The sequence below is a fragment of the Bradyrhizobium sp. SZCCHNS3016 genome, assembly GCF_032484535.1.
Classification (GTDB): domain Bacteria; phylum Pseudomonadota; class Alphaproteobacteria; order Rhizobiales; family Xanthobacteraceae; genus Bradyrhizobium.
Genome location: NZ_JAUETE010000002.1, coordinates 303364 through 325364, shown reverse-complemented (window position 1 = coordinate 325364; position 22001 = coordinate 303364). Strand labels below are relative to the sequence as shown.

The window sequence follows — 22001 nt, the reverse complement described above, 5'->3', positions numbered from 1 at the left end:
GCACTGCGGCACAATGGCGTTCGGCAGCACACGGTCAATTCATCGGGCTGTAGGCCACACGCCGGTGACGGGCTTTCGGGAATGAGCTAGTGCAGAACCGACGAGCCGTGCCGGGAGGATGGGTCCGGTCCGTCGCATCATGATGGCTTTGATTGGGGGATGATCGACATGGAGCAGATGTTCTCGAAATGGCAACCGGCTGTGCTCAGCCTGTTTCGCTTCGTCACGGGCCTGTTGTTGTTTCAATATGGCGTGGCGAAGATCTTCAAGTTTCCGGTGATTCCGTATTTCGCAAACATTCCGCCGCTCATCTATACGGCCGGCCTGATCGAGCTCGTGCTGGGCGGATTGCTGATGGTGGGTCTGCTCACGCGGCCCGTCGCGTTCATTCTGTCGGGTCAGATGGCCTTCGCCTATTTCCTCGGTCACATGTTCAAGACAGGTGAACCGGTGTGGCTGCCGCTCCTGAACAACGGCACCGCGGCAATCGCATTCTGCTTCTCGTGCCTTTATCTCGCGACGGCCGGCGGCGGTCCGATCAGCCTCGACACGATGCTGCGGAAGAAGGCGTAGGCTTTCACTCGTGGTCATTCCGGGGCGCCTCGAAGAGGCGAACCCGGAATGACGGCGGGCCTAGCTCCGCCCCTTGACCTCGAGCGGCACCGCCGCCTCGTATTTCGAGTTGTGCAGCACCAGGGACGTCCGCACGTTGCGGACGTGGGGCGCCGCCGTGAGGTGCGTGACGAACTCCTGGAAGGTCGCCATGTCCGGCGCTACGCATTTCAGGATGAAGTCCACCTCGCCGGACAGCATCCAGCATTCCCGCACCAGCGGCTCGGACCGCACGAACTCTTCGAACGCCTTCAGGTCTGCGTCCGCCTGGCTCGACAGGTGGACGGAGGCGAACACGGTCACGTCGAAGCCGAGCTTGCGCGGGTCGAGCAGGCCCCGGTAGCCGGTGATGTAGCCTTCCTCCTCCAGGGTCCGCACCCGGCGCAAGCAAGGCGGCGGCGAGATGCCGACCCGCTTGGCGAGCTCGACATTGGTGATCCTGCCGTCGGCCTGAATTTCACTCAGGATTTTGAGATCGATCTCATCAAGATTCTTGGACACGGGGATTGTGGGCTCTGGCGGAACAGGAGGAGGCGCAGGGCGCCGGGGAGACGATGGGCAACTCTCTTAGCGCAAGCCGGTCAATTCGCGCAATTTTATTACTTTAGATTTCCCCTGTTGACCGGGTCGTGAAGGGAAAATTCGCCGAGATGCGTTGCAATTCTTGCATAGCTTGCCAGATGGCTTAGACTTGGATTTGACATTTTCGATGGGGCTTCGGAGCGTTTCTTCCGCGCATTCCGCTCGCTGCGTCGTTAATCCTCCCTTTTCCAGCGAGTCTTCGGCCACATGCAAGCTCCGATCCATGCCAAAGTCGTCATCATCGGTTCCGGCCCTGCCGGCTATACGGCGGCGATCTACGCGGCACGAGCTATGCTGGAGCCGGTGCTGATCCAGGGCATCCAGCCCGGCGGCCAGCTCACCATCACCACCGACGTGGAAAACTATCCGGGATTTGCCGACGTCATCCAGGGTCCCTGGCTGATGGAGCAGATGGAGAAGCAGGCGACGCATGTCGGGGCCCAGATCAAGACCGACCTCGTGACCAAGCTGGAGCTGGGACAGCGTCCGTTCCGCCTGACCTGCGATTCCGGTGACGTCTACCTCGCCGAGACCGTCATCCTGGCGACCGGCGCCCAGGCGCGCTGGCTCGGGCTGCCGTCGGAGGAGACCTTCAAGGGCTTCGGTGTCTCGGCCTGCGCGACCTGTGACGGCTTCTTCTATCGCGGCAAGGAAGTCATCGTCGTCGGCGGCGGCAACACCGCAGTCGAGGAAGCGCTGTTCCTGACCAATTTCGCCTCGACCGTCACCGTCGTGCACCGGCGCGACCATTTCCGCGCCGAGCGCATCCTGCAGGAGCGGCTGTTCAAGCATCCCAAGATCAAGGTCGTGTGGGACAGCGCCCTCGATGAGATCTGCGGCGCCAGCTCGCCATCCAAGGTCACGCATGTCCGACTCAAGAACGTCAAGACCGGCGCGCTCACCGAGCTGCCCGCCGACGGCGTCTTCGTCGCGATCGGCCACGCGCCGGCAACCGAGCTGGTCGCGGGGCAACTGAAACTGAAACCGTCCGGTTATGTCGAGGTGATGCCGGGCTCGACCGCGACCTCCATTCCCGGCGTGTTTGCAGCCGGCGACGTTGCCGATGAAACCTATCGGCAGGCGATCACCGCAGCCGGCATGGGCTGCATGGCCGCCCTGGAGGCCGAACGCTTCCTCGCCCACGCCGCGAGCGAACGCGCCGCGGCGGAATGAACTGACGATGCCACGATCACGGGATGGATTTACGGATATGGATTGGGACAAGCTGAAGGTGTTTCACGCAGCGGCGGAAGCAGGCAGCTTCACGCATGCCGGGGAGCAGCTCGGGCTGTCGCAATCGGCGGTGTCGCGCCAGGTCAGCGCGCTCGAGCAGGAGCTCGCAGTCTCTCTGTTCCACCGCCACGCCCGCGGACTGATCCTGACGGAGCAAGGCGACCTGCTGTTCCGAACCGCGCATGACGTCTTCATGCAGCTGCAGGCGGCGCGCGCCAAGCTGACCGACAGCCGTGAGCGCCCGAGCGGCGACCTGAAGATCACGACCACGCCGGGCGTCGGCATCAACTGGCTGATCCCGCGACTCGGCGAATTCACCGCGCTCTATCCGGAGATCCGGATCTCGCTGATCGTCACCGACGAGGAGCTCGATCTGTCGATGCGCGAGGCCGACGTGGCGATCCGCACCCGCAAGCCGACCCAGCCCGATCTGATCCAGCGCAAGCTGTTCGCGATCAGCTTCCACGCCTATTGTTCGCCGGAATATGTCAAGCGCTTCGGCACGCCGCGCACCCTCGACGAGCTCGATGATCATCGCATCATCATGCTGGCCGACGGCCAAGTCGCCCCGCATCTCCAGAACCGCAGCTGGCTGGTCGATGCCGGCCGCAACGGATCCGGTCCGCGCGAGGCCTATTTCAGGGTCAACAACATCCTCGGCCTGGTCCGCGCCTGCCAGCAAGGCCTCGGCATCGCCGCGCTGCCGGACTACCTCGTCGAGGAAAACAGCCGTCTCGTGCAATTGTTCGGAGAGTCGGATTCGATCCAGCTCGACACCTACTTCGTGTATCCGGAGGAATTGAAAACGGTCGCACGCGTTCAAGTGTTCCGTGACTTCGTCGTGAGCAAAGCGCAGCGCTGGCCGGCGTGAGATTGTGCATGTCTGACATGCGGCTTGCATGGTTGCTGCGACGCCATTGAGCCCATACTGAGGTTGTGCTGAGCGTTGGCGTTGCGCATTGTCCCCCTCCTCCAGTGGCGCGAGCGTTCAGAAATCCCTCTTGGAAGGTGATTGTGTCGGCCTCGTTGGCCAGTACCTCCAGCCGGGCTCATTTGGGCCCGGCTATTTTTTTGCCGACTGTTTCCGTGTCAGGCCCGATGCGGCGTTGACAGCATCGCCCGCACCGCGCATCTAGATCGCATGTCCACGTCTTCGCACGCCAAGCTGTCGTCGAAAAAAGCTCCCCTCCCGGGGACATGTGGACGCGCGCGCTAGAATCTCTCGAATTCACCGCCGCATCACCAGCCCCGCCGCGAGGACGGGGCTTTTTTGCGTGTCCCGTCTCCGGCTCCTGCCCGCCCAAGGAGATGGACCATGACCAACATTACGACCCGACTGCAGGGCCTCTGGCTGCCCCTGATCACGCCGTTCCGCGATGGAGCGCTCGACGAGCCATCCTTACGCAATCTGGTTCGGCACTACGCCGCCGAGCCGATCGATGGACTGGTGCTCGGTGCCACGTCAGGCGAAGGACTGGCGCTGTCTTGGGACGAGCGCGCCCGCCTGATCAGCGTGGTCCGGGATGAGCTCGACGCCACCGGCCGGTCGCTGCCGATCTGTCTCGGTGTCGGCGGCGTGGCGACGGCCGAGGTGAGCGAATCGCTCGACCGAACCGCGTCATGGCCGATCGATTTCTATCTGATCTCGAGTCCGCCTTACGTGCGCCCGTCTCAGCGCGGCCTGCTGGCGCATTTCACCGCATTGGCTGACCGCACCACCCATCCGATCGTGCTCTACAACATTCCCTATCGCTCGGCGGTCGGCCTCGACAACGAGACGCTGCTGCGGCTCGCGCAACATCCGGCCGTCGCAGGCCTCAAGGATTGCTGCGCCAATCGCATGCAGACGCGCGACTTGATCGCACGCCGACCGCCCGGATTTCGCATCCTCACCGGCGAGGACTCCCAGAGCTTCGATGCGCTGCAGGCCGGTGCCGACGGCGCCATCCTGCTCTCGGCGCATCTGGAGACCGAGACGTTTGCCGCAATCCTGCAGCACGTGAAGGCCGGCCGTCACGACGCGGCAGCAGCGTGCTGGGCGCAGGTCGAAGATCTCACGCGGCTGCTGTTCACCGAGCCGAGCCCGGCCCCGGCCAAGTACTGGCTGGCGCGGACCGGCATGATCGCGAGCCCCGACGTGCGACTGCCGATGGTGGAGATCGGTGCCGGCCTTGCCGTACGCCTCGACCAGGAGATCGAGCGCCGCAAGGCGACAAGGACGCAGAGCTGCGTCGCCTGAGCGCTCCCCGAAACGATCGTCGGACCGAGAGACGAAGCCGCAGCGCGGCCGCGGGCCAGATCGGAGACCACGGAGGCCGACACCTCCGTGGTTAATGCGAGCTAACAAACGCGATCAAAAGCGGCGCAGTCCGCAACCTCGTGTTTAAAGATGTTCCGCTATGGATGTTGAAAACGTCGAAGAGCGCGGGGGCGTCGTGGCTTTGCAGGATCATCCATACCCTGAGCATCAGGGATTCAGCGTCGAAGACATTCTCTGGGCGGTCGGGATCTGGTCCGTGATCCTGACCCTGACGCCGGCTATCGCCTTCTATTTCCTGATGGTCGCCTGACCTCGCCGCGCCCTCTCGCGCGGCGCGAAATCGGCACTCACGCGAGATCGTGTGACCCGACGCAAAAAACGCGCGGAAGACCGCGCGTCGATGCCTCATCTGATGCCGCGATCAGGCCGCCTGCTTGTGCATGGCGCCGTTAGCCGACACGGTCCCGCGAATCGCCCGCACCGAGCGCTCGATCGCAGCCCAGAGGCGCGCGATCTCGGCTGCGGCACGCCCTTCCGCATAATATTCACGCACGCCTTCGCCCTGGCCCAGCGCCATCAGCAGATCGGCGCGGTTGGTGATCTGGCCGCCCCACACCGGTGCCTTGAACTTCGCCAGCGCCTCCCGGGCGATGGTCACGATCGGGCTTTCGGCATCGTCGCGGCGCGCCGGTGCGCCATTGAGAACGACCGCGTAGGGCTTGCGCGCGGCGCGGCAGGTCTGGATCGTCTCCTGCACCGCATTGACGTCGAACACGCCGGGGCGGGCCGGGATGATCACCATGGTCGCGTTCTTGATCGCATCCTCGACGACGGCCGAGATGGTCGGCGGCGTATCGATCAGCACCCACTCGACGCCGTCACGGCGGGCGGCGGACACGATCGCGCTCACCGAGTTCACGGCCGTCTTGATCGGCGGCTCGTTGGTGCCGCGCAGCTTGTGCCAAAGCGTCAGCGACCCCTGAGGGTCGGCATCGATGAGCAGACTAGACTTGCTCGACTTGATCTGCGCAGCGAGATGGGCGGCCAGGGTGCTCTTGCCTGAGCCGCCCTTACGCGATGCGAAAACAATGACGTTCATACCTTGGCCTCCAGATTGACCCCGGCAGCGAAAATGAATCAGCGGACTGATTCGCGGAAGAAAAATTTAGCGATCAATAAGACGTAACTCCTGATTGCCGAAACGGATTGGTTTTTGAGTCACACCAAAGCAGGCAAAACAGCAGATCCGGCCGCGGATGTTCGACAACATCCGGTCATGCCCCATCGCATTTACATGTTGAGGCTGCGCATCGAGGTGCGCATCCAAGGACCTCGGTCATTCCGAGTGCCGCCAAATGCGGCCATCGGCATCGCTCAAGTCGCGTCCGGTCGCGTCGACTTCTTCGCTTTGCCGGCACGCGCAGCGACCGGCTTGGTGACAGGACGAATGCTCATCGGCCGTTCCGCGCGGCCAGATGACGCTGCCTGGCGCTGCGGTGGCCCGAATTGGGCGCGGCATGGCGGCGACAGCTCGGCCTTGCGGCGGACCATGCAGGCAGTGACACGATCGACGTCGGGAATGTCGGAACTACAAAGCCGGAACGCATCGCCCGTGCACGCCTGCTCCTGCTCGGGGGTATAGGCCCGTGCGGTTACGGGGACTAACAGCGCGGCGACTACGATCAGTACGGCAGAGATGCATGGATCGAGATCAATCCCTCTCATCGTCCCCTCCCCCTCGTTGCCGCAAAGTGTGATTGAAGGAGACAGGATTCGCAAGCAACAGCGCCACGCCGTGCTTCTGATCCGGCGCAGCAAACCGCAAGCGAGCGCACGCCCCGGCGATATATCCGTCGAAATACGGAGACCGGGCTCAGGCTTCCGCACAGCTCTGCGCACACGCCCAGTCTACAGCCATACGCGAGAGGACAGGGCTACAAGTCACGGCGCACGATCAATGGGGCGCGGAGCACGTATAGAGGTGAGCTAGCGAACGGCACAGCGATGGTCCTGGCCATGGTACAGTTGGGTGGGCTCGAACCACCGACCTCCTGTTCCACAGACAGATTTTTGGGTCCGCCGAGCTTACGACAGGGTATCCGAACGCACGAAAACCTCAATGATTTCAATGCGTCCGACCGCCACTGCCCGCCATACCTACGCTCCAATTTCTGCTACGGTGGTTGCTACGTGGTAGCTAGCAACCAAGGTAACCGATGGCAAATTTGGGTATCACAGTCCGAACGGTACAATCGCTCGGTCCCGGTGAAGCGATTTGGGATGCGGATCACAAGGAGGCCGTGCGGGGATTTGGCGTGCGGCGCCAGCGCGGTACGCCAGTCTATATCCTGAAGTTTCGCGCGTCCGGCCGACAGCGCTTCTTTACCATTGGTCCCCATGGATCCCCCTGGACCCCTGAGAAGGCGCGGAAGGAAGCGAAGCGCCTGCTCGGGCTGGTTGCTGAGGGAAAGGATCCGGCTGCCGAACGGGAACTTTTGACGTTGCAGACGGCAGACACGTTCCGAAAGGTTGCTGGCGAGTACCTAAAGACCGCCAAGCAAAAGCAGCGCCCCCGGACCTACGCGGAGATTGAACGCTATCTGCTCGGCGCGTGGAAACCGCTCCACCCGCTCCCGATGTCGCAAATCAGCCGTCGGCATGTTGCCGCTCGCGTCGGCGATATCGCGACGAAAAATGGAGCGGTCACGGCAGCCCGCGCACGCTCGGCTTTGTCAGCCATGTTCAACTGGGCCATTCGAGAGGGCCTTGAGATTCCGGCGAACCCGGTGCTCGGAACCAACCGCCCGGTCGCTCCGAGATCGAGAGAGCGGGTCTTGACCGATGCGGAACTGGCGGAGATCTGGACAGGCCTTGAGGACGACGACTACGGACGCATCGTCAAGCTGCTCATCCTGACTGCCCAGCGTAGAGACGAAGTTGGCGGAATGCGTTGGGCCGAAACCGACTGCTCAAGATGTCTCTGGACCATCCCCGGCTCCCGAACGAAAAACCATCGCGAGCACACGCTTCCGTTGACAGAAGCGGCGGTGTCGCTGCTCCCCGCTTCCCCAGTAAACCGAGAGTATGTTTTCGGCGACGGACCGCGACGGAAGGGCGATGCACCGCGCGGCTACTCCGGGTGGTCGAAATCCAAGGCCGCGCTCGATGAGCGGCTACTAGCCAGGCGCAAAGACAGGGCCGTAACCGGTGAAACGGTCGCTCCCATGCCCGAATGGTGGCTGCACGATCTTCGTCGCACCGCCGCGACGGTGATGGCCGATCGGCTAGGAGTACTGCCTCATATTATCGAGGCGGTGCTCAATCACGTCAGTGGCCATCGGGCGGGAGTGGCCGGCGTTTACAACCTTGCCCGATACGAAGCCGAAATGCGGGCTGCACTGACCGCGTGGGCAGGCCATGTCGACCGAGTTGTTCGAGGTATCGAGGCAATCGACCCAACAAGAGAGGATCTGGTGCGAGAGGCTCCTCCTGGCTTCGACCTGTAAACCCAAATTCGCGGAGACGAGGGATCAAAGCCGGTGTCACACAGGGCTTACTCATCGGTGGTTGTGGGGACGTGCAGCCACTGCCACACGAAAAGGTTAGGGCGTGGACTCATAAACTCTTGTCCAGAGGCGTGCTGAGGCAAGAGCTACCGCGGCGAGGAAGTTGCGCGCGAGCTTATCGAAGCGGGTAGCGATGCGCCTGAAATGCTTAAGCTTGCAAAAGAACCGCTCAACGAGATTGCGCTGGCCATAGATGCGTCGGCTGATGGAATGTTGGACTACTCGCTGGCTGGTGGAAGGAATATGAGCCCTAGCTCCGCCGGCTCTGATCATGTGCAGGAGGGCATCGGCGTCGTAACCACGGTCGGCCACGACATCACGACATTTGAGCCCTTGGAGCAGAAATGGCGCGGCACGCAGATCGTGGGCCTGCCCCGGGGTTAGCATCAGCCGGACCGGCAATCCGTTCTCGTCGACGACCGCATTGATCTTGGTGCTCAGTCCTCCACGAGAGCGGCCAATGGCGTGATCCTCGCCCCCTTTTTACCCCCAGCGGCGTGCTGATGGGCGCGGACGATGGAACTGTCGATCAGCGCCATCGACTGCGGCGAGCGAGCTGCCAGCACCTCGAAAATCTGGACCCAAACGCCTGCCTTGGCCCAGCGGTTAAAGCGGTTATAGACCGTCGTGTAAGGACCATAGCGTTCCGGAAGATCTCGCCAGGGCGAGCCTGTCCGCACAGCACATAGAAGATGCCGTTGAGAACCCGCCGGTCGTCGACCCGACCGACACCGCGTGGCTTATTCGGCAGCAAGGGCTTGATCAAAGACCATTCTCGATCGCTCAGGTCAAACCGCGCCATGTCCCCCCCCCAAATCACTTAAGGGGAGTGAATCACCGTTCGCCAGCTAACGGAACCCATTTAATGAGTACATGACCTAGTCCGTTGATTTCCCTTGGTATTCGAGAATTCGAGGATACCCATCAACTCGCCGCGCAACTCCCGCGTGGACCTCGCCACGCTTCCTACCGGATTGAGCACGATCTCGCCGATGAGCGAGCGCAGCGCCTCGGCGGCCTCGCGCCCGCCATCCGGATCGGTGAGCGCCTTGCTGAACCGGGCCACATTCTTGCGATAGCCATTGGCGATGTTGGGATGCATGTCGGGAATGTCGGCGGGAGCCTCTGACAGGCGCTGTGTGATCTTCGCCTTTTGCCGTTCAAGCTCGTCCTTCCGCTCCTTCCTCGACGGCTGGTAGAGCCCATTCTCGATCGCTGCCAATGATGCTGGCACCCGTCCGCTTGATCTTCTGAAGCGCGCTGTGGTCTGATTCCGCCTGTGCGCGCCGGTCGTAGTTCAGCCGGTTCGTCTCCTTGGCATAAGCGCACACGGCTTCTGCGACCGCCTCCGAGGAGACGAGGCGGTCCTTCAAACCCGCCAGCCCCCTCACCTCGATCTTGTCGCGCATGATTGTGCGGTTGTTCGCACAAGTCCCGCGACGATCGTGGTTGAGGCAGCCGTAGCGGTTCGGTTCGGCGGAGATGCCGAACTTGCCGCCGCAGCAGCCGCAGGTGAGAAGGCCGGAAAAGGAGAGAGACGGGCCGGTTGGCGAGCTGCAGCCGCTTGGCCCAGCTGATCTGAGGCCGGAAAACTGGACCAATTTTGGGTAGAGTCTTGCGCTGCCGAATCCCCTCGGCTGGGAGGAGCGGAAGACGATGAAAGCCTCGAAGTTTTCGGACGTCCAGAAGGCGTTTATCCTGAAGCAGGGCAATGACCTGTGGGCCTACCAGCGCGGCGTCGCGCTGGACTTCTCACGCCGGGGAAACCGACCGACAATGCCTTCATCGAAGCCTTCAATGGCCGCTTCCGAACCGAATGCCTCAACGCCCATTGGTTCCTGTCCCTTGCGGACGCCCGGCAAAAGGTGGAGACTTGGCGCAGATACTACAATGAGGAACGGCCCCACGGGGCGATCGGCAATCGGCCACCGATTTTGCTGCAAAATCACGCCGGCGCCACCAGCCCGCCAACGTGATGAGAAGCGCAAAACTCTAGTTCCGGGTGGTCCAAGTTCGGTCTCGCTGCACAGCCCCAACAGGACTCAAATGCTACTGGACGAAACTTCGGTGGCAGTTCAAACGATCGACGGGCCCGCACTCACCAAGCAGACAGCGCGAAATGATATCGGCGCGCCCGACTCTTCGAACGCGCCGATTACTATCTTGCCCAACTTTCTATGCGTGCCATGCCGCCGCAATTGATGCCTGCAGTGCCGGATCGTCGGGAGCAGTCTGGTTGCTTGAGCTGGTCGGATCGAAACCGGCATGGCTGGACGAATAGCTCGCCATCGCCTGCACCAACTGAGAAATCTGGCTGTCGATCTTGAGGCCGCCAGCGGTGATCTCCTGCAACTGGCTCGACGGAACCGAAAACCAGTCCTTCACTGTGACCTTGCTGTTCGTTCCCAACAAGTCGACTTCCAGGTTGTCGCCAGACTGAACAAGCCAAAGGTTGGTATCTGCAATACCTTCGCTAAACTCAAGCCGTCCGCTGGGCGCACCGCCCGACACTCCGTTCAAGATCGTAAGCGCGCCGGCATCTGACCCGAAAAGGTAACGATCACTACCCCCGCCACCGACAAATATGTCGTCGCCCCCTCCGCCTACGAAGGTCTCATCGCCTCCGGTACCCCACAGCGTGTCCGAACCCGAGGTTCCGGTGACAACTTGCCCCGATTGATCCGCGGCTGATGGCTGTGCCGTTTCCGCGGGCTGGTCGGCATTGGCCGCTGGATCAACACTCAGGTCCGTCGAAACAAGAGCGGATTGGACGAGATTCTGCATTGCCCCTAGCGCAGGCTGAATCACGCCATCGCCAGTCAAGTCCTGCTGGAACAGAGTCTCATACGATTGAATTGCGGAACTAGTGGGGGCCGCTGAGACAAGAGTACTCACGTAGTTCCCATTAGCGTCGACGCTCCAGATCGCCACCAGACCGGCAGTCGCGTTCTTGCATGCCACGTTGTAGCCGCCCTGAACTCTTTCGGCCCCTAGCAACGTCCAGGGCACCAATTGATCGGCGGTCAGCGGTGCTCCATTGAAATAGAGCACAGTTCCCGAGCCACCATCCGATGGGACCAGAGCGAAGTTCGCGCCGATCTGAAGAACGCTGGTCGTTCCATAAGATTCAACGAGCGTGCCGACGAATCCGATTGTCCCGTCACCATTCAGATCCTGCTGAAGTATCGGCTCGTATGCTTCGATCGACGCGCTGTTCGGTGCCGCACTGACTACTGTACTCATATAGTTTCCACTGCCGTCGACGCTCCAGATCGCCACCAGACCGGCAGTCGCATTCTTCCATGCCACGTCGTAGCCGCCCTGAACTCTTTCGGCCCCTAGCAACGTCCAGGGCGCCAACTGATCAGCCGTCAGCAGTGCACCATTGAAATAGAGCACCGATCCCGAGCTACCGTCCGATGGGACCAGAGCGAAGTTCGCGCCGATCTGGAGGACACTGGTCGTTCCATGAGATTCAACCAGCGAACCGACGAATCCGATCGTCCCGTCACCATTCAGGTCCTGGCGGAACATCGGCTCGTATGCTTCGATCGACGCGCTGTTTGGTGCCGCACTGGCTATTGTGCTCAAATAGTTTCCACTGGCGTCCACGTTCCAGATAGCGACGAGACCAGCACTCGCATTCTTCCAGGCGACGTCGTAGCCGCCGGAAACCGCCTCCGCACCAAGCATCGTCCAGGGGGCGAGTTGGCCCACCGTCAACGGTGCACTGTTGAAGTACAGCACCGGCCCTGAGCCCCCGGCGGCAGGAACCAGCGCGTAGTTATTATTAATCTGTACGACTCTGGTCGCGCCCCAGGCGTCGATGGTTGTGCGATTTGCCGCTTCTGCGATGGCGGCGACATCCCAGACAGTACCATCAGCAAACTTGATGGAGCTCAGCCCATAGACAGAGGAGCCGCCATTGTAGAATTGCCAGAGCGCCGTGAACGTATCACCGGTCGACAGAACCGAAACGATTAGCTGATTGCCAGATCGACTCAGCACCACGTCTGAAGGCAGCAGGTCCACGAGCTCCAACTGATCGCTGCGCTGATAGCCGCTCCCAGTATTGTCGAGGACATCATGGCCGTCGCCCTTCTTGAAGACGATACGGTTGGCACCCGTTCCAGAGACGGAGAGGCGATCATCTCCTGGACCTGCTTCAACATTCACTCCGTTTGATGGCAACGTGATCGAGTCATTGCCGTTCGTACCGCGAATCCAGGCATTGGCAGCGATGGTGGCCGCATCCCAAGCTGTCCCATCGGCAAACATGATGGACTCGATTCCCGACGCTGCGCCGGAGATCTGATTGTCTATCGTGATCCTGTCTCCCGTCGCGTTCACGACCACAATGACGTCATTGAGATCGGCAAGTGAGCGCGAAAACGTCAAGTCAGATGCGTTCAAGGTATCGAAAACCAGAACATCCGTATCCGAGCTCGCTCCATTTTCCTGGATCAGGCCACTGCCGCTTCCCGCTGCGTACCGATAGGTATCGCTTCCGCTGCCTCCCTGGATCGTCTTTCCGTTCTGGACAATGATCTGGTCCGCGCCCGAGGTTCCGGATACAATTCCGTCGCCATTGACATCGGCAAAAGTCGCCAGTGTCTGCAGGTTCGCAACTGTCCAGACCGTTCCATCTGCAAGAATGATCTGCTCCACGCCCTGGCTGTTGGAGCTGTTGAACTCGTTCCTGAGCCGGATGGAGCCGCCGTCTCCCGCGCCAGCCGAGCTCTCGGCCACGATCACTGCCGCCTCTGCTCCGTCACGCTGAACTGAAATGCGTGACGTGCTGATGCCGGAGAGCACCAGCTTGTCGGTTGCACCGTCATAATTCATCCCCTCTGTGATGACGTCCTTGCCGTCGCCCGAGCTGTAGACGAAGGTATCAGCGCCGCTGCCGCCATCCAGCTGGTCATCCCCTCGACCGCCGGTCAGCGTATCGTTGCCACCGAGACCCGACAGCGTGTCTGCGCCGCTCGTTCCCACGATGACGTCGCTGTTCTGGTTGAACCCTGTGATGGAGGTTGCCCCCGCCGCCATCTGCTGCGCCAGGAATGCATTCTCGAGGCCCTGCTTGCTCCAGACCGTGCCGTCGCCAAAGACGATCTGCTCGATCCCGCTTGCGTTGCCGACATCCTCGTTGACCAGGTTGACCGACCCGCCGACGCTGAACGTCAGCTTGATGTCGTTGCCGTTGCGGCTGATCGTTGTGGTCGATGGGGTGAGACCCGCCCCGAGAACGAGCTTGTCGACCGTCGTATCGTAGGTCTGCCCTTCAAGGATCGTGTCGTTGCCGTCACCGGCATTGTAGATGAAGGTGTCGGAATTGTACCCGCCATCCAGGATGTCATCACCAAGACCGCCGGTCAGCGTATCGTTGCCACCGAGACCCGACAGCGTGTCTGCGCCGCTCGTTCCCACGATGACGTCGCTATTCTGGTTGAACCCTGTGATGGAGGTTGCCCCGGCCGCCATCTGCTGCGCCAGGAATGCATTCTCGAGGTCCTGCTTGCTCCAGACTGTACCGTCGCCGAAGACGATCTGCTCGATCCCGCTCGCGTTGCCGACGTCTTCGTTGACCAGATTGACCGACCCGCCGACGCTGAACGTCAGCTTGATGTCATTGCCGCTGCGGCTGATCGTGATGGTTGACGGGGTGAGGCCTGCCCCGAGAACGAGCTTGTCGACCGTCGTGTCATAAGACTCTCCGTCCTTGACGGTGTCGTTGCCGTCACCGGCGTTGTAGACGAAGGTGTCGGAACCGTAGCTGCCATCCAGGATGTCATCACCCTCGCCGCCGATCAGCGTATCGTCTCCGCTATTGCCGCTGATCGTATCGTTTCCGGCACCGCCGCTCAGGTAGTCATTGCCGTTGCCGCCGCTCAGCGTGTCGTCACCGGCCAGTCCTTCCAGATGGTCGTTACCAGTAGTTCCCACCAGCGTGTCGTTTCCGCTGGTCCCCTTGATCCAGGTCGCCTCGGTGATGGCCTGCCTGTCCCACACCGTGCCATCCGCGAACACGATCTGCTCGAGCCCGGAATAGTCGGTGGCGGAGACAAATTGCTGCTTGACGGTGATGATATCACCCGTGCTCAGGACCTTGATCGTGAGGTCGGCGCCCTGCAATGCAAAGGCAAGATCAGCTGCATTGAGATCCACGAACCGCAAAGCGTCGATCTGCCCCGCGGCGTTGACCCCGTCGTTGATCGTGTCGCTGCCGTCGCCGCGCGCATAGATGACGGTGTCGTTTCCTGCGCCGCCCTGGATGACCTGATTGCCTTGACCAGGCTGCAACACATCGTCGCCGGCCGTGCCTGTGACGGTGCCGTTGGCCGACACCGTGCGGATCGGGGCGTAGAGGGTGATCTGCCCCCTGTCCCAGACCTCGCCATCGGAGAATGCGATCTCCTCCACGCCCCCCGGCGTGCTGGCGAACTGGCCCGCCACCGTGATGATGCGGGCCGTGCTGCGATTGCGGATCACGAGGTCTTGTCCCTCGCGCGAGAACAGCAGGTCGCTCTTCGTCATCCCGACCAGCTCGATCCGGTCGGTCCCGGCCTCGCTTCCTTCAGTGATCGTATCATTGCCGGCGTTGGCTTGGATCCGGTAGACGTCGCTGCCGCCGAGACCGACAAGCGTGCGGTCGCCCGAGCCGGCCTCCAGCACATCCCGGCCTCCGCCACCAGAAAGCGTCGATGTCCCCTGGCTACCGATGATCAGTTCCGGAGTGAGCCTCTGAAGGAGAGTCGCCCGGTCCCAGATCGTGCCATCGGCAAACACCATCTGCTCGATCCCGGCCCCCGGCGTGCCGGAGAGCTGGTTCTCGAGCACGATGGTGCTTCCATCGGTCAGCAGAAGCACGAGATCACTGGTCGTCAGCGATGAATGCCCGACGACCACGCTGGCGGGATCAATCCCTGCGCCAAGAACGAGCTTGTCGGTATCGGTGGCGCCGCCGGCATCGACGATGCGATCGTTCCCGTCTCCCAGCTGATAGCGATACTCGTCCGACCCACCGCCGCCGACCAGCCGGTCGTCGCCGAGGCCTCCGCTCAGGATATCGGCGCCGACGCCGCCGGTGACGACGTCGTTGCCCGCCGTTCCCGTCGCGGTCTCGGTCTGATCCGCAACTGTGATGACGACGGTTGACACCGCCGACAGCCCATCATCATCGGTCGTACTGACCGATACCTGATATTGCGACGCCTGCTCGAAATCGACGATGGCGCCGCTCTTCACCCGGATCTCGTTGCCGACGAGCTCGAACAGCCCCGAGGCATCGGACAGGACGAACGTATGAGCCCCGTTGTCGTTCGGATCGATGGCGCCGAGCGTAGCGACGACCGTGCCGGCCGCAGCGCCTTCGTTGACGACACCCCCGGTCACCGTGATCCCGGTCGGCGCCTGGTTGTCCAATCGCCGGAATTCGAAATTGTCGGCGGTCAGGTCCACCAGATTGACGTTCTGCAGCGTGACGCTGTTGCCGCCGCCGAGCGGGATGACGACGTCGGATCCGACTTGCTGAGCTGCCGCAATGACGGCGGCATAGTTTGCGAACACCAACCGGTCAAAGCGGATGACATCATGGGCACTGCCGCTTCCGGCGGTGAAGTCCGTGATGGTGTCGGAGCCGCTGTTGGTCCCGAACACGAAGATGTCGGACTCCGTTCCACCGGTCAGCACATCGTTGCCCGCGCCGCCGATCAGAACGTCCGCGCCGAGGCCGCCATTCAGGACATCAGCGCCCTCGCCACCATCGAGCAGGTCTGCCCCCATGCCGCCGGTGAGCACATCGTTGCCGTCGCCGCCGGACAGCCTGTCGTCCCCCGACCGGCCATCGATCACGTCGTCGCCGGCGTCACCCAGGATCACATTGTTGCCTGCGTCACCGGCGAGCTGATCGGCGTAGACCGTGCCTGTGATGTTCTCGACATTGGCGACATCAGCCATGTCGCGCCACTCGCCGGTCGAGAGGTTCGCCTGATCCGTGGTCCTGACCTCGGCCCCATTGGTGACCAGGTCGACCCACACGGCCGCGCCGAACCCGGACAGATCGAGCGTGTCCGTGCCGACGCCACCATCGGCCGTGACGTGGTCGCCGGCATTGCTGACGCTCAGCACCAGCGTATCATTGCCGACACCACCGTAGAGCAGATCGCTGCCGCCCTGGCCGTCGATCGTGTCGTCGCCAGCTTCGCCGTACAGGTTCTGATCGGCGCCTGAGCCGACGAGATGATCGTTGCCGTTGCCGCCCACGATGAACGGCGACGAGCTTTCGGCGATGCTGCGGATGGTCTCCCGCCCCCATTGATCGCCATTGGCGAACTGGATGTATTCGAGCCCATTGCCGGGCGCATCCGGCGAATCGTTGAACTGCGCCAGAATGGTGATGGTCTCGTTGGTCGAGAGCACCTTGATCAGGAGGTCATTGCCGGACCGCCGCAGAGAAATATCGGAGCTGTAGATATCCCGGAACTTGAGCGTGTCGATCTCGGTCGGGCCAAAACTCGGCCAGGTCTGTTCGCGGATGACGTCGTTACCGTCACCCCGTGAATACACGAACGTGTCGTTGCCGCTGCCGCTTTGAAAGCCGGAATAGATGATGTCGTCGCCCTTGCCGCCCTCGACGGTGTCGTTCAATCCGCTGAGATTGATTGCATCATTGCCGTCGGTTCCGCGGTACCAGGCCTGCTGCTGCATCTGCAGCCGGTCCAACTGCGTGCCGTCGGCGAAGACGATCCGCTCCAGCGCAGAATCGGAGCCCGTCAGACTGCCATTGAACTGCGAGATCACCGTGATGACCTCGCCGGTCCCGAGCACCTTGATGAGAAGATCGTCGCCCGATCGGCTCAATTCGACGTCGGCCGCGTTCAGATCCGTGAATTTCAGCGTATCGACAGCTGTGGGCGCAGAGCCATTGTTGGCGCCGTCGATGATGGTGTCGCTGCCGTCACCGCGGGCGTAGACGAACGTGTCGCTGCCGCGCCCGCCGTAGACGATGTCGTTGCCCCTGCCGCCATCGAACGTGGAATCAAGCTGGCTAAGCGTGTCGGTGCCGTTGATGATGTCACGACCATCCGTGCCGCGGTACCACGCGGCCTGCTGTATCTTGACACGATTCCAGTCCCCATCAAGGAAGCGGATCGTTTCGATACCCGCGCCATTCACGGCGAAGTTTGAACCGAACAGATACGTGAACTGGCCGACGACGGTGATGATCTCCCCGGTGCTCTTGATCTTGACGAGCAGGTCATTGCCCGCGCGGGACATCTCCACATCGTCGGACGCGAGATCACTCAGCACCAGAACATCGGATTCCGCCGCCGCGTCGGTCGAGCCGGACTCATAGATCGTGTCGTTGCCGTCGCCGCGCGCGTAGATGAAGGTGTCGCTGCCCGACGTGAACGAATCATTGGCGACGAGAACGTCGTCGCCTTTGCCGCCGACGAACGTGTCATTGCCGGTGGAGCCGTAGATAAAGTCCTTGCCGTCACCGCCGGAGAGAAAGTCGTTGCCTTCGCCACCATAGATGAGGTCCATGCCCGGACCGCCGTAGACTGCGTCGTCGCCTTTTCCGGCATCGATGATATCGTTGCCACCCGGAGCGCTTGGATCGACATAATCGCCGTAGAGAATGTCGTTGCCGTCGCCACCGCTGAGAACATCCTGCCCATCGCCGCCGGCAAGAATGTCTATGCCGCTGCCGCCGTTCAGGACGTTGTTGCCGCCGCCATGGAAGGGATTGGGCTGCAACGCATCGGGAATCCCCAGGATGCCGCCATAGCCGCCGTAGCTCGATGCGTTCCAGATATCGTTGATGCCATCAATGCCGTGACCGACGATGTTGCCGGAATGCCCGAACTCATCGACGAACACCTGCCACGTGATCACGCCCGCAACGACATTGGTCCAGACCACCGGGTTTCGGCCCATATAGTCGATGCCGGCTTGATATGTGATCTGCTGCCGGCTTGCGATCGAGCCGTCCTGGAACCTGATCTGATCGATACCGACATTATTGGCGCCCTCACCAGTCAGAAGGCTCGTCACGCCTGAGAAGAAGTCGATGACCCTGATGATCTCGCCGGTCGGCTTGATGGTGATGAGCAGCGTGTTGCCCTGATAGGAGTAGGACACGTCGCCCGGCGAGACGTCCGTCAGCCACAGCGTATCGACATCGGTGCGCGGCGAGGCGTCCGATATCTGGTCGTTGCCATCCCCCATCTTCCAGATGAACGTGTCGTTTCCGGCGCCCCCCTCCAAGATGTCGTCGCCCTTGCCGCCGACGATGGTGTCGTCGAGCTCCGAGCCGCCGATGATGTCGGCGCGATCCGTGCCGCGATACCAAGCGTTCTGCTGGATCTGCGCCCGGTTCCAGGTCGTCCCGTCCGCAAACTGGATCGTATCGATGTTACGGCCGGTGGTCGCCCAGTCGCCGGTATTGACCGGAAAGAAGTTGTCGAAATCGATATATTCACCGGTCGCCTTGACGGTGAGGATCAAATGGCCACCGACTCGCGACAGCTGGATATCGGAGGCGTTGAGATCGGTCAGGACCAGCTTGTCGTTCTCCGACTTTACCCCCGACCAGTCTTCCACCACGTCATAGCCGTCGCCCTTGGCGTAGAAGATTGTATCATTACCGGCGCTGATGCGGATGAAATCGTCGCCTTTGCCGCCGTGTATCACGTCATCGGAAGAGGAGTCGTAAATTGCGTTGTTGTGCCCGTCGCCGCGGTAGACGCTGGCATGCTCGATCTGCGTACGCCCCCACTCAGTACCATCAGCGAAACGGATGACGTCGACGCCGTTCCCGCCAAAGAAGCTCTCCACCGAAACTGTCTTGCCAGTGCTGGTAATCCGCATCAGCAGATCGTCGCCGATCCGGTCGAACGTAACGTCCCCCGCGTTGATGTCGGTTAGCACCAACCGGTCGGTATCCGTCGCAGCCCCGTAGTCCTTTATCCACAGATCGCCATCCTGCTTGCTGTAGACATAGATGTCGCTGCCATCCCCGCCGCTGAGCAGGTCACCACCGCCACCGCCAATGAAGACATCCTGGTTGGATGTACCGCTAATGCCCTCCGCCGCGAGTGTGCCAACAAGGGCACTCCCATCAACGATATGAGCAGTGATCTCGTGCATAACCGGATCGGAGACACCAGCTAAATGTGGAAGGACCGCGTTCGCATAGCCCGACCGATCTCCACTAAACGCGACGCTTACCATACCGTCCAAGCCCAACAGAGCCCGCTCAAGGTAAGCAACGGCAGCTCCGGCGTGCTCCGGCACCGCCATTGCGATCAGGTCGACGACCATCCCGATATTACCGGGCGTATTGGGTTGAGGATCGCCTGGTTTCGGCTGCGCAAGCTCCAGCATGGAATAGAAAAAGTAGGGACTGCTGACGGCAGCACCGATGTCTCCACCGCGTGCGACCACGCTTCTCGCCTGCTGGGCAAGGAACGCAACTTCGAGTACGGCGATAATACTCTCAAAACTCGCTTCGATGCTCGCTCCGGCAGAGGCGGACCCTGGATAGGTACGCAACTCATTACCAGCCCGCACTTCACGGTAGGGCTGGCCAAAAAACGCTTCGACAAACGCAAGATGACGGGCATCGACGAACTGCCCTCGACTTTGAGGATCTACGCCACTCACCCCCGCCCATTGAAGCAGAAGATTGCTGAGCGCCGCACGCAGCTCGGCAGGTGTCATTGATGACGCTTGATCAGTCAGCGAGGTCCAGGCACCGCGAAACTCTGACTCTGTGGTGGCCTTGTACGCGATAGAATAAATTGTACCCGAGCCAGGCAGCAGGGGAAGCAGATCAACGCCGTCCGCGATCGTAAAATCTGGCGTGGTGTCGGCGCGCGTATCCCTATTATCGGTCTGAAAATAGATAGTCTGGGCGATTCCCGTTGTACCATCGTTTCGCGTGAATACCGCCTCATATCCAATCGTATTCCCCGCGTCAGTTCCCGAACCGGGCTGACGGACGAGCGATATCGATTTGATTCCGGCCTGAGCCAGAGTCTGCAGTTCTCCGTCGTCCGACACACCGTTCTGATTTAGATCGCGCCAGACACGCAGCTTAGCGAAGACCGGGTCGGCAGCGTCGATCACTCCGTCCCCATTCGCATCGAACGTCTCAAGCACCGCGAAACCATCTTGGGTAGCCGAACCGAATAGCTCGACCGCGCTATCGATCCGACCATTCCCATTGGCATCGATCGCGAGAATGCCATCATCAGGAGAAACCCAGCCCGTAAGCTCCGCAAAACCGTCGACATTATAGTCGAAATGGACCGTGGATCCCGCGAGGCTGGTGGTACGAACACCATCGCCATTCAGGTCAAGGATCAGCGGATCTCCGAGAAGCTTGAGCAGCGGAGAGATCAGATTGCCAAGCGCAACACCGATATCCCTTCCGATCAATTGATTAGCTTCTAGGTACAGCTCTCCAGCGTGCACTCCGAAATATGCACCGATGAGAGCCGCGACCAATATGGTCAACTCGGCAAGTGCGCCCGGTGGAAACAGAAGGGTGGCAAGAAACAGCCCGGCGCCCATGCCAAGCTCAGCACCATAAAATCCGCCAAGAACCCGACCAAGCATTCCAGATTCGGTTGCCAGGGCCCCTTCTCTGTCGTTATTCCGGTATTGCGCGAGCGCCTGTTGCGTACTTGTCACGATATCGTAGGCGGCGGCGGCAAGCCCTGCCGCGCCGAGGATCTGACCAAAGGCACGGACGGCCTGCGCTCCGTTGATATCGGGCAGCGTTAGTGATCCGGTGTCATCGCCGAGAAATCGTCCAAGCAACGACTGGAGCCGTACAGTGACCTCGTCTGAAAAATACTTGACTCTGTTAGACGTAATCCTAACGGCTTCCCAAAATGACTGGGGATCAATTGCGCCTCCGAAATTTACGAGTGAACCAAAGCTGGTGATTCGCTCGGAAATCGCCGTTTTTTGGAAAATGTCTCCGAAGGTGTCTTTTATGCTTTGGTAGGATGACGCTTGTTTGTTCTCAATAAAACCGAGAAGATTCTTTGCTCCGCTCAACACATCGGCGGCGAAACCGTCATCCATGAAGACTTTTGCACCGGGATAGTTTTTTCCGGCCTCATAGATTGAGAGATCTCCAGCGTTTTTAGTTACCGCCCCATCCCCCTTCAGCTGAGAAGTTACGGGGTTCTCGTCAACAACGAAGTTGTTCGGATCATTGAGCCAATTGCGTATCGATGAAGCAAGATTTGTACTAGAGAGTTCAAACAGGACTTCCCGCGTGATGTGCAACTGATATCGCGCGGCCTGCTCCGCCAGGATTCCACCTCCGATCTGATTACCTAGGAGGGAAAGAGTAGAGAGCCAACTAGCGTCGACGAATGCAACCTGACCTGACATTATGGTGCCCCTAGGATCAATCGTTTTTAGATATAGACGCCCGATCAGGGCTACCCTTAACGAATTCCGCAGCCGCTTGAACTGCATTACCCAAGTCGATCGTAAGGCGCGTCAGCGCTCCTCCTTTGTCTTCCGCTTTTACAACGAACGACACCTCAGGCAAGACCACGCCAAGCACGCGCGTAATTGCCGTCATTTCTCTTTCCTGCTCTTCGTTCAAAGGGTCGGTTATCGAAGCCATCTTCGTCATTCTTTTGAAGATGCCAGGCGAGTAGCTTTCCAAAGCTCCGATCGCTTCCTGTATCTGATCGTCGGTGAAGAATTTGCCCATG

13 protein-coding genes and 3 pseudogenes are annotated in these 22001 nt (G+C 60.9%); 7 read left to right on the top strand and 9 right to left on the bottom strand.

What is annotated here, in order from left to right:
- Positions 1 to 168 precede the first annotated feature (168 nt).
- Entirely contained in the window at positions 169 to 573 is a 405-nt protein-coding gene (locus QW881_RS05755) for a DoxX family protein (protein ID WP_315758800.1), read from the top strand.
- Positions 574 to 633: 60 nt separating this feature from the next.
- Here the strand turns inward: QW881_RS05755 and QW881_RS05750 are convergent, their stop codons facing one another.
- Positions 634 to 1113: an Lrp/AsnC family transcriptional regulator gene (locus QW881_RS05750; RefSeq protein ID WP_015664493.1), complete on the bottom strand. Its 480-nt coding sequence runs from the start codon at positions 1111 to 1113 to the stop codon at positions 634 to 636.
- A gap of 288 nt (positions 1114 to 1401) precedes the next feature.
- On the opposite strand from QW881_RS05750, the gene trxB reads away from it, so the two are divergent.
- From trxB to QW881_RS05730, 4 genes are all read left to right on the top strand, one after another.
- Positions 1402 to 2367: a thioredoxin-disulfide reductase gene (gene trxB / locus QW881_RS05745; RefSeq protein WP_316158350.1), complete on the top strand. Its 966-nt coding sequence runs from the start codon at positions 1402 to 1404 to the stop codon at positions 2365 to 2367.
- A gap of 7 nt (positions 2368 to 2374) precedes the next feature.
- On the top strand, positions 2375 to 3298 hold the full coding sequence (locus tag QW881_RS05740; protein WP_315717522.1) for a LysR family transcriptional regulator: 924 nt from the start codon (positions 2375 to 2377) through the stop codon (positions 3296 to 3298).
- Between the two features lie 444 nt (positions 3299 to 3742).
- Positions 3743 to 4666 carry a 4-hydroxy-tetrahydrodipicolinate synthase gene (locus QW881_RS05735; protein WP_315758801.1) on the top strand — a complete coding sequence of 308 codons (924 nt, stop codon included), beginning with the start codon at positions 3743 to 3745 and terminating at the stop codon, positions 4664 to 4666.
- 160 nt (positions 4667 to 4826) lie between these two features.
- Positions 4827 to 4997, top strand: a complete 171-nt coding sequence (locus QW881_RS05730; protein WP_315758802.1) for a hypothetical protein — start codon at positions 4827 to 4829, stop codon at positions 4995 to 4997.
- Positions 4998 to 5108: 111 nt separating this feature from the next.
- On the opposite strand, the gene QW881_RS05725 is transcribed toward QW881_RS05730, so the two are convergent.
- A complete protein-coding gene (locus QW881_RS05725) occupies positions 5109 to 5786 on the bottom strand; it encodes a ParA family protein (RefSeq protein WP_315736367.1) in 678 nt (225 codons plus the stop codon).
- A 275-nt stretch (positions 5787 to 6061) separates the two neighbouring features.
- Positions 6062 to 6412 carry a hypothetical protein gene (locus QW881_RS05720; protein WP_315758803.1) on the bottom strand — a complete coding sequence of 117 codons (351 nt, stop codon included), beginning with the start codon at positions 6410 to 6412 and terminating at the stop codon, positions 6062 to 6064.
- Between the two features lie 491 nt (positions 6413 to 6903).
- Between QW881_RS05720 and QW881_RS05715 the strand changes: the two genes are divergently transcribed.
- Positions 6904 to 8193 carry a site-specific integrase gene (locus QW881_RS05715; RefSeq protein ID WP_316158349.1) on the top strand — a complete coding sequence of 430 codons (1290 nt, stop codon included), beginning with the start codon at positions 6904 to 6906 and terminating at the stop codon, positions 8191 to 8193.
- 96 nt (positions 8194 to 8289) lie between these two features.
- On the opposite strand, the pseudogene QW881_RS05710 reads toward QW881_RS05715, so the two are convergent.
- The 4 genes and pseudogenes from QW881_RS05710 to QW881_RS05695 all read right to left on the bottom strand — a co-directional run.
- A pseudogene (locus QW881_RS05710) lies at positions 8290 to 9055 on the bottom strand (IS5 family transposase).
- Between the two features lie 60 nt (positions 9056 to 9115).
- Entirely contained in the window at positions 9116 to 9475 is a 360-nt protein-coding gene (locus QW881_RS05705; RefSeq protein ID WP_316158371.1) for a hypothetical protein, read from the bottom strand.
- Positions 9414 to 9662 carry a hypothetical protein gene (locus QW881_RS05700; protein WP_316158370.1) on the bottom strand — a complete coding sequence of 83 codons (249 nt, stop codon included), beginning with the start codon at positions 9660 to 9662 and terminating at the stop codon, positions 9414 to 9416. Before QW881_RS05700 ends, QW881_RS05705 begins: the two co-directional genes overlap by 62 nt.
- 42 nt (positions 9663 to 9704) lie before the next feature.
- Positions 9705 to 9854, bottom strand: a pseudogene (locus QW881_RS05695) (hypothetical protein); the annotation flags it as partial.
- A 112-nt stretch (positions 9855 to 9966) separates the two neighbouring features.
- On the opposite strand from QW881_RS05695, the pseudogene QW881_RS05690 reads away from it, so the two are divergent.
- Positions 9967 to 10229 (top strand): annotated as a pseudogene (locus tag QW881_RS05690) (integrase core domain-containing protein); the annotation flags it as partial.
- A gap of 199 nt (positions 10230 to 10428) precedes the next feature.
- Here QW881_RS05690 and QW881_RS05685 read toward each other — a convergent pair.
- Both QW881_RS05685 and QW881_RS05680 read right to left on the bottom strand, forming a co-directional pair.
- Positions 10429 to 21669, bottom strand: a complete 11241-nt coding sequence (locus QW881_RS05685) for a calcium-binding protein (RefSeq protein ID WP_316158348.1) — start codon at positions 21667 to 21669, stop codon at positions 10429 to 10431.
- Between the two features lie 16 nt (positions 21670 to 21685).
- On the bottom strand, positions 21686 to 22000 hold the full coding sequence (locus tag QW881_RS05680) for a hypothetical protein (protein WP_316158347.1): 315 nt from the start codon (positions 21998 to 22000) through the stop codon (positions 21686 to 21688).
- Between the last annotated feature and the right edge of the window lies 1 nt (position 22001).